Origin of the sequence: Saccharothrix deserti, assembly GCF_009769385.1 — a bacterium.
Lineage (GTDB): Bacteria > Actinomycetota > Actinomycetes > Mycobacteriales > Pseudonocardiaceae > Actinosynnema > Actinosynnema deserti.
Genome location: NZ_ML775959.1, coordinates 134,427 through 150,299, shown reverse-complemented (window position 1 = coordinate 150,299; position 15,873 = coordinate 134,427). Strand labels below are relative to the sequence as shown.

General features: G+C 70.4%; 14 protein-coding genes. 10 read left to right on the top strand and 4 right to left on the bottom strand.

Annotation, left to right across the window (positions count from 1 at the left end; genetic code table 11):
* The first annotated feature begins 48 nt into the window (after positions 1 to 48).
* Together FM051_RS00555 and FM051_RS00550 are read left to right on the top strand one after the other, a co-directional pair.
* On the top strand, positions 49 to 1,797 hold the full coding sequence (locus tag FM051_RS00555; RefSeq protein ID WP_158839463.1) for a beta-galactosidase: 1,749 nt from the start codon (positions 49 to 51) through the stop codon (positions 1,795 to 1,797).
* A gap of 48 nt (positions 1,798 to 1,845) precedes the next feature.
* Positions 1,846 to 2,877 carry a glycoside hydrolase family 5 protein gene (locus FM051_RS00550; RefSeq protein ID WP_158839461.1) on the top strand — a complete coding sequence of 344 codons (1,032 nt, stop codon included), beginning with the start codon at positions 1,846 to 1,848 and terminating at the stop codon, positions 2,875 to 2,877.
* 57 nt (positions 2,878 to 2,934) lie between these two features.
* Here the strand turns inward: FM051_RS00550 and FM051_RS00545 are convergent, their stop codons facing one another.
* Positions 2,935 to 3,654 carry an HAD family hydrolase gene (locus FM051_RS00545; protein ID WP_158839459.1) on the bottom strand — a complete coding sequence of 240 codons (720 nt, stop codon included), beginning with the start codon at positions 3,652 to 3,654 and terminating at the stop codon, positions 2,935 to 2,937.
* Between the two features lie 89 nt (positions 3,655 to 3,743).
* Here FM051_RS00545 and FM051_RS00540 point away from each other — a divergent pair, with 89 nt between their 5' ends.
* The 3 genes from FM051_RS00540 (at position 3,744) to FM051_RS00530 (ending at position 5,618) form a co-directional block, all read left to right on the top strand.
* Positions 3,744 to 4,952 carry a helix-turn-helix domain-containing protein gene (locus FM051_RS00540; RefSeq protein ID WP_158839457.1) on the top strand — a complete coding sequence of 403 codons (1,209 nt, stop codon included), beginning with the start codon at positions 3,744 to 3,746 and terminating at the stop codon, positions 4,950 to 4,952.
* Between the two features lie 133 nt (positions 4,953 to 5,085).
* Positions 5,086 to 5,313 (top strand): hypothetical protein, encoded by a 228-nt coding sequence (locus tag FM051_RS00535; protein WP_158839455.1) that lies wholly within the window; start codon positions 5,086 to 5,088, stop codon positions 5,311 to 5,313.
* Between the two features lie 50 nt (positions 5,314 to 5,363).
* Positions 5,364 to 5,618 carry a hypothetical protein gene (locus FM051_RS00530; RefSeq protein WP_158839453.1) on the top strand — a complete coding sequence of 85 codons (255 nt, stop codon included), beginning with the start codon at positions 5,364 to 5,366 and terminating at the stop codon, positions 5,616 to 5,618.
* A 57-nt stretch (positions 5,619 to 5,675) separates the two neighbouring features.
* On the opposite strand, the gene FM051_RS53875 is transcribed toward FM051_RS00530, so the two are convergent.
* Both FM051_RS53875 and FM051_RS00520 read right to left on the bottom strand, forming a co-directional pair.
* The gene (locus FM051_RS53875) at positions 5,676 to 5,924 is read right to left on the bottom strand and encodes an HAD family hydrolase (RefSeq protein ID WP_158839451.1); all 249 of its coding nucleotides are present in this window, start codon (positions 5,922 to 5,924) and stop codon (positions 5,676 to 5,678) included.
* A 91-nt stretch (positions 5,925 to 6,015) separates the two neighbouring features.
* Complete coding sequence (locus FM051_RS00520; protein ID WP_158839449.1) at positions 6,016 to 6,588, bottom strand: TetR/AcrR family transcriptional regulator; 573 nt, start codon at positions 6,586 to 6,588, stop codon at positions 6,016 to 6,018.
* Positions 6,589 to 6,691: 103 nt separating this feature from the next.
* On the opposite strand from FM051_RS00520, the gene FM051_RS00515 reads away from it, so the two are divergent.
* The 3 genes from FM051_RS00515 to FM051_RS00505 all read left to right on the top strand — a co-directional run bounded on the left by FM051_RS00515 (position 6,692) and on the right by FM051_RS00505 (position 9,473).
* Positions 6,692 to 7,657, top strand: a complete 966-nt coding sequence (locus tag FM051_RS00515) for an SDR family NAD(P)-dependent oxidoreductase (RefSeq protein ID WP_158839447.1) — start codon at positions 6,692 to 6,694, stop codon at positions 7,655 to 7,657.
* Positions 7,658 to 7,772: 115 nt separating this feature from the next.
* Entirely contained in the window at positions 7,773 to 8,492 is a 720-nt protein-coding gene (locus FM051_RS00510; protein WP_158839445.1) for a YceI family protein, read from the top strand.
* Between the two features lie 39 nt (positions 8,493 to 8,531).
* A complete protein-coding gene (locus tag FM051_RS00505) occupies positions 8,532 to 9,473 on the top strand; it encodes a nuclear transport factor 2 family protein (RefSeq protein ID WP_158839443.1) in 942 nt (313 codons plus the stop codon).
* A gap of 73 nt (positions 9,474 to 9,546) precedes the next feature.
* Here the strand turns inward: FM051_RS00505 and htpG are convergent, their stop codons facing one another.
* The gene (htpG, locus tag FM051_RS00500; protein WP_238412065.1) at positions 9,547 to 11,367 is read right to left on the bottom strand and encodes a molecular chaperone HtpG; all 1,821 of its coding nucleotides are present in this window, start codon (positions 11,365 to 11,367) and stop codon (positions 9,547 to 9,549) included.
* Between the two features lie 186 nt (positions 11,368 to 11,553).
* Here htpG and FM051_RS00495 point away from each other — a divergent pair, with 186 nt between their 5' ends.
* Both FM051_RS00495 and FM051_RS00490 read left to right on the top strand, forming a co-directional pair.
* Positions 11,554 to 13,221, top strand: a complete 1,668-nt coding sequence (locus FM051_RS00495; protein ID WP_158839439.1) for an RNA ligase family protein — start codon at positions 11,554 to 11,556, stop codon at positions 13,219 to 13,221.
* The gene (locus tag FM051_RS00490) at positions 13,221 to 15,869 is read left to right on the top strand and encodes an RNA repair domain-containing protein (RefSeq protein WP_158839437.1); all 2,649 of its coding nucleotides are present in this window, start codon (positions 13,221 to 13,223) and stop codon (positions 15,867 to 15,869) included. The genes FM051_RS00495 and FM051_RS00490 overlap by 1 nt, the downstream gene beginning before the upstream one ends.
* Positions 15,870 to 15,873: the final 4 nt, after the last annotated feature.

Below are 15,873 nucleotides of genomic sequence, written 5' to 3'. Positions count from 1 at the left end.
GGCCGCGACACCACTGGTTCAACAGGAAGTAACGAGGAGAAGGACACCATGGGCGTGCTGGGCATCACCGACGACGGATTCACCCTCGACGGCGACCCGTTCCGGATGATCTCCGGCGCGTTGCACTACTTCCGCGTGCACCCGGATCTGTGGGCGGACCGGATGCGCAAGGCGAAGTGGATGGGCCTCAACACGATCGACACCTACATCCCGTGGAACCTGCACGAACCGCAGCGGGGTGTGGTGGGCGCGGAGGCGGGTCTCGACCTGCCGCGCTTCATCGACCTGGCGCAGGAGCACGGCTTGCACGTGCTCCTGCGGCCAGGCCCGTACATCTGCGCCGAGTGGGACGGCGGCGGCCTGCCGCCGTGGCTGCTCACCGAGCCCGACATCCGCTACCGCAGCACCGATCCGAGGTTCCTCGGCGCGGTCGAGTCGTACTTCGCGGCGCTGTGGCCGATGCTGGTGGACAAGCTCGCGACGCGCGGCGGCCCGGTGCTGGCCGTGCAGGTGGAGAACGAGTACGGCGCGTTCGGTGACGACACCGAGTACATGCGCCGGCTGGCGGACCTGTTGCTCGCCAACGGTGTGGACGTGCCGCTGTTCACCTGCGACCAGCCCGCCGACCTCGCGCGCGGCGGGCTGCCGGGTGTGCTGCGCACGGTCACGTTCGGCAGCCGGGTGGCGGAGTCGTTCGCCGCGCTGCGCGAGCAGCAGCCCACCGGTCCGCTGATGTGCTCGGAGTACTGGAACGGCTGGTTCGACGACTGGGGCGCGCACCACGTGACCCGGTCGGCGGAGGACGCCGCCGCGACGCTGGACGAGATGCTCACCGCCGGCGCGTCGGTCAACCTCTACATGTTCCACGGCGGGACGAACTTCGGCTTCACCAGCGGCGCCAACGACAAGGGCGCCTACCGGCCGATCGTCACCTCCTACGACTACGACAGCCCGCTGAGCGAGGCGGGTGACCCGACGCCGAAGTACCTGGCGTTCCGGGAGGTCATCGCCAAGCACGCCCCCGTTCCGGACGGGCCGCCGCCCGAGGCCGGTCCGAAGCTGGCCGTGCCGGAGGTCGCGCTGACCTCCAGCGCGCCGCTGCTGGACAGCACGGGCGTGCTGGGCGTCGCCAAGCAGGACGCGAAGCCGTTGACCATGGAGCAACTCGGCCAGGCCTCCGGTTTCGTGCTGTACGAGACCGTGGTCGGGCAGGCCGGGCCCGCGCTGCTGGACGTCACGGCGTTCGGCGACCGGGTCCAGGTCTTCGTCGCCGGACAGCCGGTCGGTGTGCTGGAGCGTGAGCGGCACGAGCACGTGGTGTCGTTGACCGTGCCGCACGCCGGGGCGGTTCTCGCGTTGCTGGTGGAGAACCAGGGCCGGGTCGACTACGGCCAGGCCATCCACGACCGCAAGGGCATCACCGGTCCCGTGCTGCTCGACGGCCTCGTGGTCGAGGACTGGACCAGCCGGGCCCTGCCGCTGGACGACCTCACGGGGCTGCGGTTCTCGCCCACGGTCGCGCCGCACGTCGGTCCGGCGTTCCACCGCGGTGTCGTGCACGTCGACACCCCGGCCGACACGTTCCTGTCGTTGGCGGGCTGGACCAAGGGCAACGCCTGGGTCAACGGCTTCCACCTCGGCCGCTACTGGTCGCGCGGCCCGCAACAGACGCTCTACGTGCCCGCGCCGGTGCTTCGGCCGGGTGCCAACGAGATCACCGTCCTCGAACTGCACTCCACGCGCCGTCCCGCGGTCGCCCTGCTGGCACAACCGGACCTCGGCCCGACGGAACGCTGACCAGCCGACCCTGCTGGTGACCACTCCCCTCGCACCTGGAGATCAACGATGAAGTCTCCCAAGTCCCGGTCACGCCTCGCCGCAGCGGTCGCGTGCGCCGTGAGCGTGGCAGGTCTGCTCACCGCCGTCGCACCCGCCGCTTCCGCCGTGTCCACCGCCCAGTTCAAGGGCGTCAACTGGGCCGACCCGCGCGACAACTACGCCGCCGACGAGGTGGTGCCGTCCGGTCTGTCCAAGACGGACAGCTACGCCACGACGTACGCCAAGGCCAGCGCCGTGATCGGCGAGTTCCGCGCCGACCTGGGCGCCAACACCGTGCGGCTGCCGATCAACCCGGCCACCGTGAACGGCCCGTTCTGGAACTCCTACACCGGCGCCATCGACGCGGCGACGGCCAAGGGTTTCAAGGTCATCCTGGCCTACTGGGAGTCACCGGTCCCGTCCAAGGACGGCCGGATCGACGACGTCAGCGCGTTCAACCGGATGTGGGGCCGCGTCACGTCGCGGTACGCCCGCAACGGCGGCGTGTACTTCGAGCCGATGAACGAGCCGTTCGGCTACAGCAGCCAGGAGTGGCGTGACGTCGCCGCCCAGTGGCTCGCGACCTACCCCCAGGTCAAGCGCAGCCGGGTGTTCATCGGCGGCATCAAGTACAGCGAGGACGTCAAGCCGGTGTGCGCCGACCGCCGCCTCGACGGCACGTACCTGGCGCTGCACCAGTACGGGTTCTGGCACACCGACTGGACCACCCCCGAGCAGTGGGCCGACGACCTGCGGGACCGGATCGGCACCTGCGCGTCGCGCACCGTGCTGGACGAGTTCGGCGCGTCGATGACCACCGGCCTGGACTACAACGGCCCGGTCAACGGCTCGAACGAGATCGCCTACATCCAGGCCGTCACCGACACCCTGCGCGACCTCGGCATGGGCTCGGTCTACTGGCCGGGCCTGCGCACCGGCGACACCTACTCCCTCACCACCCTCCAGGGCAGCGGCACGAACCTGTCGCTCACCGTCACCAACAAGAGCGGCCTCGACCGCCTCCGTTGGGGCTGGGGTGGCGGCGTCGGCAACAGCTGACCTGCGCTCGGTGTGACATGGCGGGCCGTCCTCCGGGGCGGCCCGCCATTTTCGCGTTCACCGGCCTTCGCCGGGAACGAGCATTCGGACCAGAGAGCTGACATCCGTCAGGTCCGGCAACACGTCTTCAGCTCCCGCGGCGCGGAGATCCGAGGCCGTACTGCGCCCGCTCGCCACCGCAACCACCCGCACACCCGTCCTCCTGCCCGCTTCAACGTCCCGCGGCGTGTCCCCGACGAGCACCGTGTGCTCCGCGTCGAAGGTGACACCGGTCCGCTCAGCGGCCCGATACCGCGCGATCGTCACCAGCTCGGCCCGGTCGGCGTGGTCGTCGCCGTAGGCACTCGCGTCCAGATCGAGGAACCGCGCCAGGTCGAACGCTTCCAACTTGATGCGGGCCACGGCTCGCAGGTTGCCGGTCAACACGCCTTGGTGGACAGCCGGGTCGTCTGCCAGCGCGGCCAGGACTTCCCGTGCGCCGGGTAGGGCACGCCCCCGGCGAGCCAGCTCGTCACGGCCTGTCTCATAGCCGTCGGTCAGGGCCTGCGCCAGTCGGGCGGTATTGGCGTCGGTCGACTGTATGCCGTGCAGCGTCAGGGTTTCCGCGATGATGTCCAGCTCGGTTCGGCCGCTGACGTCAGCGAGCTTCCGAAATGGCACGCCGAACGCCGCCGGCACAGCCCGCTCGTACATTTCGCGCCCCACGCCGCGTGATTGCAGCAAGGTGTGGTCGACGTCCCACAACACCAGAAGCCGAAGCGTGCGCGGCGCGATCATGAAGCCAGTCTGTCACTCGGTCGGGTCGTTGTGGTCGTGCGTAGTCTCGACCACGGTCAACACACCTCACCCACCACCGTCGAGGCGACATGGACGAGCAGCTCGCACGCCGTATCGGGGAACGGGTCCGGTTCCACCGGTCCGCCGCCCGTCAGACCAAGGCGGTCGTGGCGGGGCTGGCCGGGATTTCGGCGGATTACCTCTACCAGATCGAGCGCGGTTTGAAGCTGCCCACGCTCACCGTCGTCATGCGGCTGGCGGATGTGCTCGGCGTGCCGGTGGACAAGTTGTTGCGGGAGGCGTCGCCCGCCGCAGCACCGCGTACCCGGACGGCGGCCGGCGATGAGCTGCACCGCGCCCTGACGCTGCCCGAAGCTCCCGCCGCGCCCGTGGCGTTGGCCGACCTGCGCCAGGCCGTGACCGATGCGTGGCACGCCTGGCAGACCTCACCTACTCGGTACAGCCGCGTCACCGCGGATTTGCCCCCGCTCATCACGTGGGCCGATCATGCCTTGCGTTCCCACCACGGGGATGACACCGCTCGTGAGCGTCGGGGGGTGTACCGGTGTAGAGCGGACCTGTACGGCTTGGTCCGCACGGTGACCAAGCGGATTGGCCGGGTGGACTTGTCGCTCGTGGCCGCCGACCGGGCCATACGGGCGGGTGAAGCCGCTGACGACCCGTTGCGGTCGGCGGTTGCCCGGTGGAATTTGGCCCAGGTGTTGTTGGCGGATGGCCAGACCGAGGGTGCGGAAGCGGTGGCGCTGCACGCGGTGCGCGAACTGGCCCCGGAAGTCGCCCGTGATGATCTGGACGCTCTGGCGCTGCACGGCTCCCTCATGCTGGTGGCCGCGATTGCGGCGGCCCGGCGGGGCGACCGCTGGATGGCTCAGGACCGGGTGCGAGCCGTCGAACCGCTGTCGCGGCGAACCGGTGAACGCAACGCCTTCTGGACGGCCTTCGGTCCCACCAACGTGGACATGTTCGCCGTGTCGGTGGCGGTGGAAACCGGCGCTACTGCCGAAGGCTTGCGGCTGGCGGAACGCATCGACCACGAGCGTTCCCCGTCGATTGAACGACGAGTGGCCTTCCTGCTGGACCAGGCCAAGGGCTACCAACAGCGTCGGGATTACGCGGGTGCGCTCATGATGCTGTCGGCCGCCGAACGGGAAGCCCCGGAAGACGTCCGGCACCGTCCGGCCGCCCGCGCGGTGTTGCACACGCTTGTGCAGCGTGGCCGCCGCTCGGTCTCGAGTGAGGCCGCACGCCTCGCCATCCGGGTCGGGGTGCCGGTCTAGCCTCGGTACCCGCCCCGCCGGTCAATCCGAGCCGACAGCTCGGATTACCTTCCGGTAACCGCCTTAGTGTCGTCTCCGCTCGCCCCGTTCAGGGGCGGTTACCAGGTAAGCGAGACCGCAGGGCGGAAGGATCATGAATCAGCAGGAGCTGCTCTTCAGCGCGCGGCTGAGTAGCGTGAACTCGCTGCTTGGGCGATACATCGCCCGCCTCATGAATGAAGCCGACCCGCTTAGCCGAACCGAATACACGGTACCGTTGGCCGAAGTAGAGCAAGAGGTGGGCACTGAACTGGCCAAACTGGCGCACGCCATTCTGAACAAGGCGGCCGGACCATCCCTTGAGGCATCGAGCCACCTGTGACCGGCCGAACCTGCCGGCAACACCACCTACCAGAAAGAGCGACTAGCTGCATGAAAACCGATGTTGGCGTCCGCGTCCTCACCAGCGCGCAGATTGACGCCGGCTGTTCCATCGAGCACGAGGTTACGGGCGAGGAGGCGTTCTTCTCGTTCGCAGACGGCGCGGTCAGTCTCAGCTTCACCGACAAGGAAGCCTTCAGGAAGTTCATGGGTGAGGCGGTGAAGGCTTTGTCCACGCTCGGCATCACCGACCACGACGCCACGGCGGACGCCGGCCGCCGGGGTGGCGGCGTCGGCAACAGCTGACCTGCGCTCGGTGTGACATGGCGGGCCGTCCTCCGGGGCGGCCCGCCATTTTCGCGTTCACCGGCCTTCGCCGGGAACGAGCATTCGGACCAGAGAGCTGACATCCGTCAGGTCCGGCAACACGTCTTCAGCTCCCGCGGCGCGGAGATCCGAGGCCGTACTGCGCCCGCTCGCCACCGCAACCACCCGCACACCCGTCCTCCTGCCCGCTTCAACGTCCCGCGGCGTGTCCCCGACGAGCACCGTGTGCTCCGCGTCGAAGGTGACACCGGTCCGCTCAGCGGCCCGATACCGCGCGATCGTCACCAACTCGGCCCGGTCGGCGTGGTCGTCAGCTGTCGGTCAGGGCCGGGCCAGTCGGGCGGTGTTCCCGGTGGGAGCGGCCGGGTCGGGTGCGTTATGCGGGGCGGTAGCGGAGGCCGTCCAGCAGTAGGTCCAGCATGCGGCCCACTCGGTCGCGTTGTCCTGTGCCGTTGGTGACCAGCAGGACGCCGCCGAGGCTGAAGCCGACGTCCAGGGGGTCCACGTCCGAGCGCAGGACGCCCGCTTCGGCCCCGGCGTGCAGCAGGGTGCCGATGGCCGTGCTGATCCGGTCGAGGCTCTCGGCGAACGGGTCCGCGCCGGAGGCGATGACGGCCCTCAGCGCCTCCGCCATGCCGTCCTTGGTGGCCAGGTAGTCGAAGAACCGGTCCATCCACTGCCGCATCGCCTTGTCCGGCGGGAACTCGGCGAGCAGTTCCTCGGCACTGTCGCAGACCCGCGCGACCTCGTTGCGGTAGGCGGCCTCGATCAGCGCCTCACGGGTGGGGAAGTGCCGGTAGAGCGTGCCGATGCCCACGCCGGCGGCCTTGGCGATGGATTCGAGCGTCACGTCCGCGCCCCGCTCGGTGAAGGCGCGCACGGCGACTTCGAGCAGGCGTTCGCGGTTGCGCCGCGCGTCAGCACGCAGCCCGCGTGTGTTGCCGGTCACAGGTTTTCCTCCTCCTGGACAATCGGAGGCTCCTCCGTTTAACCTTCAACCCAGATCGGAGGCACCTCCGGTTCCGAGCGTAGCAAACGGGGGTACGACGAGAATGGCCACGACGACACGCATCACCACCGCGTTCACCGCCCGGTCCACGGCCGCCGAGGTCATCGCCGGCACCGATCTGACGGGCCGCCGTGCGGTCGTCACCGGAGCCGCGTCCGGCATCGGCGTCGAGACCGCTCGGGCACTCGCGGCAGCCGGTGCGGAGGTCACCCTGGCCGTGCGCGACACCGCCGCCGGTCACCGGACCGCGGCGGAGATCAAGGCCGCCACCGGTGCCGAAGACGTGCGGGTCGGCAAACTGGAGCTGTCCGATCCGACGTCCGTCCGCGCGTTCGCGGCCGGGTGGCGGGGACCGCTGCACATCCTGGTCAACAACGCGGGCGTGATGGCGTCGCCGGAGACCCGGACGTCCCGGGGCTGGGAGTTGCAGTTCGCCACCAACCACCTCGGCCACTTCGCCCTCGCCACCGGGCTGCACGGTGCGCTCGCAGCGGCGGAAGGCGCCCGCGTCGTCTCGGTGAGTTCCAGCGCGCACCTCTTCTCCCCGGTCGTCTTCGAGGACCTCCACTTCATGGATCGCCCGTACGACCCGTGGCTGGCATACGGCCAGTCCAAGACGGCCAACGTGCTGTTCGCGGTCGAGGGCGCCCGGCGCTGGTCCGACGACGGGATCACGGTGAACGCGGTGATGCCCGGAGGGATCGCCACCAACCTGATGCGCCACATCGGGGAACCCGAGCAGGCGCTGTTCAACACCCACCTCCAAGCCCTCGTCGGCGAGGGGCGGGAGGCGCCCGCACTGGCCTTCAAGACGATCGAGCAGGGTGCCGCGACCTCGGTGCTGCTGGCCTCCTCACCGCAGCTCGACGGCATCGGCGGCCGGTACTTCGAGGACTGCGCCGAGGCCGTCCCGCACCAGCCGGGCACCTTGAGCGGCGTCGCGCCGCACGCCCTGGACCCGGAAGCGGCCGCACGGCTCTGGGACGTCTCCGAGCAACTCCTCGGCTGATCCCCCACCCGAAGGACTCCCGGCCGCCCACGGGCTGAGCCGCACCACGTCGACGCGGGGCACCCCCGCACAGCTATTTGAATTTTCAAGTTAGTACTAACTCTGCGAGGTAACAATGCCGAGCACCATCCGCAGGCACTGGAAGCGCTGGCTGATCACCGGAGCCGTGCTGGTCGCGGCCGTGACGGTCGGGCCGTACGTCTACATCAACTTCATCCAGGAACCGGCGCCCGCCGCCCTCACGCTCGACGCTCCGGGATCATCGGCGGAAGTGCCCGCCGGCGGCTCCTCCGGCTCCGCGGTGCAGGCGGACATCGACGGCGCCTGGCGGGTGACCAGCGGCTCGCAGGCCGGCTACCGCGTCGACGAGGTCCTCTTCGGGCAGAACGTCACCGCCGTCGGCCGCACCGAGCAGGTGACCGGCGACCTGGCGATCGCGGGCGCCAGCGTCGTCAGCGGAACGTTCACCGTCGACATGGCCTCGGTGCGCAGCGACAGGGACCAGCGCGACAGCCAGTTCCGCGGCGGGATCATGAACACCGAGCAGTACCCGACGGCCACCTTCGCGCTCACCGGCCCCGTCGACCTCGGGTCGACGCCGGAGGTGGGCCAACAGGTCACCGCACGCGCGACGGGTGACCTGACCATCCGCGGCCGGACGAACTCCGTCACCTTCGACCTCACCGCCCAGCGCACCGCCGACGGATTCCGGGTCAACGGCTCCATCCCCGTCACGTTCGCCGACTACGGCGTGGACGCGCCGAACTTCGGCGGTATCGCCGTCGAGGACGCGGGAACCATCGAGTTCCTGCTCGCCTTCGGCCGCGCGCAGTAATCCCCCACCCTTCGTCCCACACAATTGGAGAACACCGTCATGCGCAGCACCCCCATGTCCCGCAGAGCCTTCGCCGCTCTCCTGGCCGCGGCGACCGTCGGCACCGTGACCGGTATCGCGCCCGCCTCCGCCTCGCCCGCGCCCGCGTCGTCGCCCGGTCGGGTCGCCGGGGAGTTCTGGCAGAACCCGTTCGCGCAGGAACGCAACAAGGCCGTCGCCGTCCGCGTGCTCAGGGGGCTCTTCGAGGATGGTGACCTGTCCATTGCGGACCGTCACATCCGTCCCGACTACATCCAGCACAACGCCCAGGCACCGGACGGCGTGCAGGCCATCAAGGACTTCGCCCGCAACATCAGCACGCAGTTCCCGAACATGACCTACAACGTCAAGCGGGTCCTCGCCCAGGGCGACCTGGTCATGGTGCACTCCAACCCGATCTTCACGCCGGGCGGGCGCGGATCGGCCGTCGTCGACATCTTCCGCTTCCAGCACGGCATGATCGCCGAGCACTGGGACGTCGTGCAGGAGGTCCCGGAGACGACCGTCAGCGGCAACGACATGTTCTCCACGGTCAGCCACCCGAGGACGAACCAGCCGGGCCCGCGCCGGCAGACGGCCTACAGCGAGAAGGTGGCGGTCGGGTACTTCGACCAGCTCATGGTCGACAAGGACCCCGACGCGGTCGAGTACCTGGCCCCGGAGTACCACCAGCACAACCCCGACATCGCCAGCGGCTCGGCCGGTCTGCGCGAGCAGTTCGCCTCGTTCTTCCAGGCGTTCCCGAACATGATCGTGGAACGCAAGCGCGTGATCGCCGACGGTGACCTCGTGGCGATCCACGCCCACATCCGGCTCAACCCCACCGACCGCGGCCAGGCCGTGGTGGACATCTTCCGCGTCCGCGACGGGAAGGTCGTCGAGCACTGGGACGTGGTCCAGGACGTGCCGGAGACTTCCCTCAACGACAACACCATGTTCTGATCGACGCCGAACCGTGGTGCGGCTCCCGGTCGACACCGGCCGGGAGCCGCGCCACGCGTTCACGCTCGACGGGTCACAGGGCGCGTTCCAGGTGTTCGGACATCAGCCGGACGAAGCGGGACGGGTCGGGCAGGTCGCCGCCCTCGGCGAGCAGCGCCATGCCGTACAGCAGTTCGGCGGACTCGGCGAGCGGACCGTGGTCCTCCCGTTCGCCGTACGCCTTGTGCAGGCCGGTGACCAGACCGTGGCCGGGGTTGAGCTCGAGGATCCGCTTCACCGGCGGCAGCTCCTGGCCCATCGCCCGGTACATCTTCTCCAACGTCGGGGTCAGGTCGTGGGCGTCGCCGACGACGCACGCGGGCGACGTGGTGAGGCGCGACGACAGCCGCACCTCCTTCACCCGGTCGGCGAGCGTCTTCGTCATCCACTCCAGGAAGTCGGCGAAGTCCTTCTGCCGCTCCTCCGCCTGCGCCTTCTCCTCCTCGGTCTCCAGGTCGACCTGCCCCTTGGCGATCGACTGGAACGTCCTGCCCTTGAACCCGGGCACCGCCTCGACCCACATCTCGTCGATCGGATCGGTGAGGATCAGCACCTCGAAACCCTTGGCCCGCAGCGCTTCCAGGTGCGGCGAGTTCTCCACCGTGGCCCGCGAGTCGCCGGTCATGTAGTAGATGTGCTGCTGGTCGTCCTTCATCCGCTCCACGTACTGGGCCAACGTGGTCGGCTTCTCGGCGTCCTCGGTCGAGGCGAACGAGGCGATGTCGAGGATGGCGTCACGGTTGTCGGTGTCGCTGAGCAGGCCTTCCTTGACCGCCCCGCCGAACTCGCGCCAGAACGTCGCGTAGGACTCGGGCTTGTCCGCCATCATGCTCTTGACGGTCGACAGCACCTTCTTCACCAGCCGCCGCCGCACCAGCTGGATCTGGCGGTCGTGCTGGAGGAGTTCGCGCGACACGTTGAGCGACAGGTCCTGGGCGTCCACCACACCCTTGACGAACCGGAGGTACTCCGGCATCAGCTCTTCGCAGTCGTCCATGATGAAGACGCGCTTGACGTAGAGCTGCACGCCGCGCTTGCGCTCGCGCATGAACAGGTCGAGCGGCGCCTGGGACGGGATGAACAGCAGCGCCTGGTACTCGAACACCCCCTCCCCGTGCATGCGGATGGTTTCCAGCGGCTTGTTCCAGTCGTGGCTGACGTGCCGGTAGAACTCGGCGTACTCGTCCTCCGTGACCTCGGACGCCGGGCGCGCCCACAGGGCCTTGCGGGAGTTGATCGTGGTCGGCTCGGCGCCGTCCTCCTTCGCCATCCTGATCGGCCAGGTGATGAAGTCGGCGTAGCGCTTGACGATCTCGGTGATCTTCGCGGTCGACGTGTAGTCGGCGAGGTGGTCCTCGGCGTCGGCCGGCTTGAGGTGGAGGGTCACGGCGGTGCCCTGCGGGGCGTCCGCGACGTCCTCGATCGTGTAGGTGCCCTCACCGGTGGACTCCCACCGGACGCCCTCCGCCGAACGCGGGTGCTTCGTCACCAGGGTGACCTTGTCCGCGACCATGAACGACGAGTAGAAGCCGATACCGAACTGCCCGATGAGGTCCTGCGAGGCGGCGGCGTCCTGCGTCTGTTTCACCTTCTGCAGGAATTCGGCCGTGCCGGACTTCGCGATCGTGCCGATCAGGCCGATCACCTCGTCGCGGGTCATGCCGATGCCGTTGTCCCGGATGGTCAACGTGCGCTCGTCCCGGTCGACCTCGATGGCGACGTGGAGGTCCGACGTGTCCGCGACCAGGTCCTTGTCGCGGAACGTCTCCAGCCTCAGCTTGTCCAACGCGTCCGAGGCGTTGGACACGAGTTCGCGCAGGAACGTGTCCTTGTTCGAGTAGACCGAGTGGATCATCAGCCGGAGCAGCTGACGCGCCTCCGACTGGAACTCGAGCGTTTCCACGTTCTTCCTTTCTGTCCGACCTTCGTCGACCGGCAATGGTATCCATTCGCGGGCCCGGCGGGTGAGGCACCGAAAACCGGTCGGTGATCCGGGTCGGCGGTCTCTATGGTTCTCGCGAATCCAGTGGTGGGAGGGGTCATGCGTGCTCAGTACCCGCGCACGCCGCACCTCCCGTGGTCGCCGGGGGTGTCGGCGGACGACGTGCGGGTCGTCGACTTGGGCGGGCTGCGCGGCCGTGAGGTCGTGGTCACCGAGAAGCTCGACGGCGAGAACACCACCCTGTACGCGGACGGGATGCACGCCCGGTCGCTCGATTCGGCGCACCACCCGTCCCGGTCGTGGGTCAAGGGGCTCCAGGGGCGGATCGGGTCGCGGTTGCCGGCCGGGCGGCGGATCTACGGCGAGAACGTCTACGCGCGTCACTCGATCGGGTACTCGGACCTGGAGAGCTGGTTCTACGGGTTCTCCGTGTGGGACGGCGACCGGTGCCTCGACTGGGACCGCACCGTGCGGTTCCTGCGGGACGTGGGCGTGCCCACTCCCCCGGTGCTGTGGCGCGGGGTGTTCGACGAGCGCGCGCTGCGGAAGCTGCACGTCGACACGGCGCGGCAGGAGGGCTTCGTCGTGCGGACCGTCGACGGGTTCGAGCGCGCCGAGTTCGGTCGGCGGGTGGCCAAGTGGGTGCGCGCCCGTCACGTGCAGACCGACACTCATTGGATGACGGCTCCGGTGGTGGAGAACGGGCTCGGTCCGGCGTCCGTGCTGTGGGACGTGCGGTCCGGCGCGCTGTTCGATGTCGCGGAACTGCTCAAGGTGGTCGGGGTCGAGGGTGACGTGGAGCCGGCAGCGGTCGCCTCCGGGCTGGGCGGGACGGGGGACGCGCGGCTGGCGGGTGTGCTCGCGGCGGCGTTGCACCGGGTCCGGCGCGGTCGGGTGATGCCGTTGTCGGCGGGTTCGGTCGGTGTCGCGGTGGCACGTCGTGTCGGTGATCTCGTGGGCCTGCACCGCCTGCTGCACCAGCCGTTCCCCGACGACGCGCGCCGGGCGGGGTTGCTGCGGATGTCGACGGCGGTCGACCTGGACGTGCTGCACGCGGTGTCGGCCGCCGTCCTCGCTGATGACGCGGGTGACGCGCGTGATCAGGTCGCCTGGTCCGCGCTGCACGCCGAGGACGTCGGGTCGTTCGAACGGCTGCGCTCGGGGCTGCGCGAGCGGCTGGGGCACGGTCGTGCCGCCGATCGGTGCTGGGCAGAGGCCAGGGACGCGAGCATCCGGGCCGGGCGGGTGCTGGACGTCGATGAGGCGGTCGCCGCGACGTGGCGGTGGCGGTCGGGTGACTTCCCGTGCCTGGTGCACCTGGTGGGGCTCTCGGGGAGCGGCAAGACGACGTTCGCCGCCGGACTGCCCGACGTGGACGTGCGGGTCTCGCTGGACGACCTGCGTGACGAGGCGGGTGACCGGGCCGACCAGCGCGCCAACGCCCGGGTGCTGCGGGACGGGCTCGACCGGCTCGACGCCGCGCTGCGTGCCGGCGGGACCGTCGTGTGGGACGCCACCTCGCTCGTCGACCAGCAGCGGTCGTTGGTGCACGCGGTCGCCCGGCGTCACGATGCGATGGTGACGCACGCCGTGGTGCTGGTCGACGAACGGGAGGTCGCCCGGCGCAACGGAACGCGAGCGCACCCTGTGCCGCCCGCCGTACTGGACGCGCAGGTGCGGCGGTTCAGCCCGCCGTACCCGTGGCAGGCCCACCGCACGTGGTACGTCGGTGCGGCCGGCACCGTGGACGACGTCGGGGAGCCGTGATGCGCACCAGTGAAGAGGTCTACCACCAGATCCGCTGGGACCCGCGGTTCGACCCGGCCCGGTTCGTGTTCGGCGTCCAGCAGCGCGGGGCCCCGCCCAAGCGCGTCGCACTGCCCGCGTTCACGCCCGGCGGTGAGGTGCCGTGGCACCGGGTGCTGTTCGTGGAGGCGGACGGCGAGGTGGTGTGGGACCGGGTCGGCGGGCTCGACCGCGTAGGCGAGTCGACGGCCGGGCGGGTGCGTGCGCCGCGTCGGCTGCGCCCGCCGTCGTTCACCGCGAGCACGCCGCACGCCTGGGACCCGTTGAACGGGTGGGTGCCGACCGGGCCCGTGGGCACGCCGGCGGACACCGTGCGCGTGCTGACCTGGAACGTCCTGTGGGACCGCTACGACAGCGACCGCATCGACACGGCCCGCCGCCGGCCGCTGCTGTTCGGCGAACTGGCGGCGGCTGACGCGGACGTCATCGCGCTCCAGGAGGTCGAACCCGACCTGCTCGCCGCGCTCATCGCCCAGCCGTGGGTGCGCGCGGGCTACACGTTGGATGTCGACCCGGTCGGCCCGGACGTCGACCGCACGGGTCTGGTGGTGTTGAGCCGCCTGCCCGTGATCGAGGCCGGGCGGTTCGCGCTCGGTGCGCACAAGGCCGTCAGCGCTGTCGTGGTCGAGACCGGCTCCGGTCCGCTCGTCGTCGCGGCCACGCACCTGACCAGCGACCACACCGAGAACGGGCCGTCGAAGCGGCGTGCCCAGCTGGCGCGCGTCGCGGAGGCGTTCGCCGGGGTGGAGGGCGATGTGGTGCTGGTCGGCGACTTCAACGACGGTGGACGGCGACCGGCCGCCGCGCTCGGGATGCGGGACGCGTGGCTCGAAGCGCGAGACGACGAGCTGCCGACGTTCGACCCCGCCGCCAACCCGCTGGCCGCCGTCTCGTCGCTGTCGGGGCGGGCGGCGCGGCTCGACCGGGTGTTCGTGCGCGGACGGCTGCGGTGCGTCGGGGCCGAGTTGGTGGGCACCCTGCCCGCCGATGGGCTGTTCGCGTCCGACCACTACGGGGTGCTGGCGCGGGTGGAGCCGGTCGTGCCGTCCGCCGACGTGCTGGACTCGTCGCCCACGCCGCGTACTGCGGTGGTGTGGCTGCCGGGACCGTTGCCGGAGGTCGACACGGTCCGCCGCGAGCACGATCCCCGTGCCGGCCGCTGGCCGCCGCACGTCACGGTGCTGTTCGGGTTCGTGCCGGAATCGGACTTCGAGCGGGCCGTTGCGCTGCTGTCCGAGGCGGTCGCGGAGGTGCCGGCGTTTCCGGTGCGGGTGGAGGGGGTGCGTTCGTTCGGGCGGGACGTGGTCTGGCTCGACCCGGCCGCGGCGGGTGTCGCGCCTTGGACGGCCCTGCACGACGCCGTGCTGCGGCGTTTCCCCGCGTGCCGGACTCGCGACGACTTCACCCCGCACCTCACGGTCGGCCGGTCGCGGCAGGCGGCCGAGCGGATCGGCGCGTGGTCGGACCGGGTGGACGAGGTCGTGGTGCTGTCGCGTCGGGGTGACGGGCCGATGGTTCCCCGTGCGGCGGTCGCGCTGGGGACCGGTGAGGTGAGGTGGTTCGAGGAGCCCGCGAGTGCGCCGGGCCCGTCGCTGGACGCGGTGGCCGACCGTGTCGCTCGCACGTTGGCCTCGGCGCTCGATGCGGTGCACGTGGTCGGTTCGCGGCGGATGGGGTGTGCTTTGCCCGACGCGGATCTGGACCTGGTCGCCGTGGTGTCCGATCCGGCGACCGTGGCCGACCGGGTGGCCGCCGTGCTGCCGGGTGCGGGGGTTCGGCCGGTGGTCGGCGCCCGGTCGCCGGGGTTGCGCCTGGTCGTGGACGGGCTCGGGGTCGATCTCACCGTGGCGGGTGGTTCCGAGGTGGCGCCGAGTGCGATGGTGGCGCTGAGTGCGATCAGCGATGCGGAGGCGGTGCTCGCGGCGGTCGGTGAGCGGGAGGGTTTCGCGCGTCTCGCCCGTGAGGTCAAGGCGTGGGCCAGGGCGCGTGGTCTGGATTCGGCGCCGTTCGGCGGTGTGCCTGGTTTGGGGTGGTCGGTGCTCGCGGCGCGGACCGTGCGCGAGTGGGACGGCCCCGACCTGCTCGCCGGCTTCTTCGCCACGTGGGCGGCGTGGGACTGGCGGAACCCGATCGGCCTGGTGACGTCACCGCAACGCACGGGCGCACCGGTGACGATCATGACGCCGACCGCTCCCGTGCGCTCGTGCACCTCGCAAGTCGGTCCCGGGTTCCGCGACCTCCTGACGGCCGAGCTGTACCGGGCGTGGGAGATCGTGGACGGCGGTCGCGAGGGGCTGTTGGCGCCGCCGGACGCGCACCGCGTGCACGCGGCGTGGGCCGTGGTCACGGTGCCGCACGATCTCGTCGGCCCGGTGCGCGGCCGGATGCGGGCGCTGCTCACCGCGTTGGAGGCGGCGGGCACGCCGGACGCGCACGCGTGGCCCCGGCCGGTCGCGCGGGGGCCGGACGCCGTGCGGTACGCGATCGGTCTCGGCCGCGGTCCGGTGTCCGCCGCCGTGCTCGCTGATCTGGTTGCCCCGTGGAAGACCGGGCTGCGGGGCGTCGACGTCGTCCGGGTGAAGAACGGTGACGTACCGCCCCTGCGTTGAGGCC

Bases quoted from the DNA above. Each gene is read 5' to 3' on its own strand.
- FM051_RS00555 (WP_158839463.1), top strand. From the start codon at position 49: ATGGGCGTGCTGGGCATCACCGACGACGGATTCACCCTCGACGGCGAC.
- FM051_RS00550 (WP_158839461.1), top strand. From the start codon at position 1,846: ATGAAGTCTCCCAAGTCCCGGTCACGCCTCGCCGCAGCGGTCGCGTGC.
- FM051_RS00545 (WP_158839459.1), bottom strand. From the start codon at position 3,654: ATGATCGCGCCGCGCACGCTTCGGCTTCTGGTGTTGTGGGACGTCGAC.
- FM051_RS00540 (WP_158839457.1), top strand. From the start codon at position 3,744: ATGGACGAGCAGCTCGCACGCCGTATCGGGGAACGGGTCCGGTTCCAC.
- FM051_RS00535 (WP_158839455.1), top strand. From the start codon at position 5,086: ATGAATCAGCAGGAGCTGCTCTTCAGCGCGCGGCTGAGTAGCGTGAAC.
- FM051_RS00530 (WP_158839453.1), top strand. From the start codon at position 5,364: ATGAAAACCGATGTTGGCGTCCGCGTCCTCACCAGCGCGCAGATTGAC.
- FM051_RS00515 (WP_158839447.1), top strand. From the start codon at position 6,692: ATGGCCACGACGACACGCATCACCACCGCGTTCACCGCCCGGTCCACG.
- FM051_RS00510 (WP_158839445.1), top strand. From the start codon at position 7,773: ATGCCGAGCACCATCCGCAGGCACTGGAAGCGCTGGCTGATCACCGGA.
- FM051_RS00505 (WP_158839443.1), top strand. From the start codon at position 8,532: ATGCGCAGCACCCCCATGTCCCGCAGAGCCTTCGCCGCTCTCCTGGCC.
- htpG (WP_238412065.1), bottom strand. From the start codon at position 11,367: ATGATCCACTCGGTCTACTCGAACAAGGACACGTTCCTGCGCGAACTC.
- FM051_RS00495 (WP_158839439.1), top strand. From the start codon at position 11,554: ATGCGTGCTCAGTACCCGCGCACGCCGCACCTCCCGTGGTCGCCGGGG.
- FM051_RS00490 (WP_158839437.1), top strand. From the start codon at position 13,221: ATGCGCACCAGTGAAGAGGTCTACCACCAGATCCGCTGGGACCCGCGG.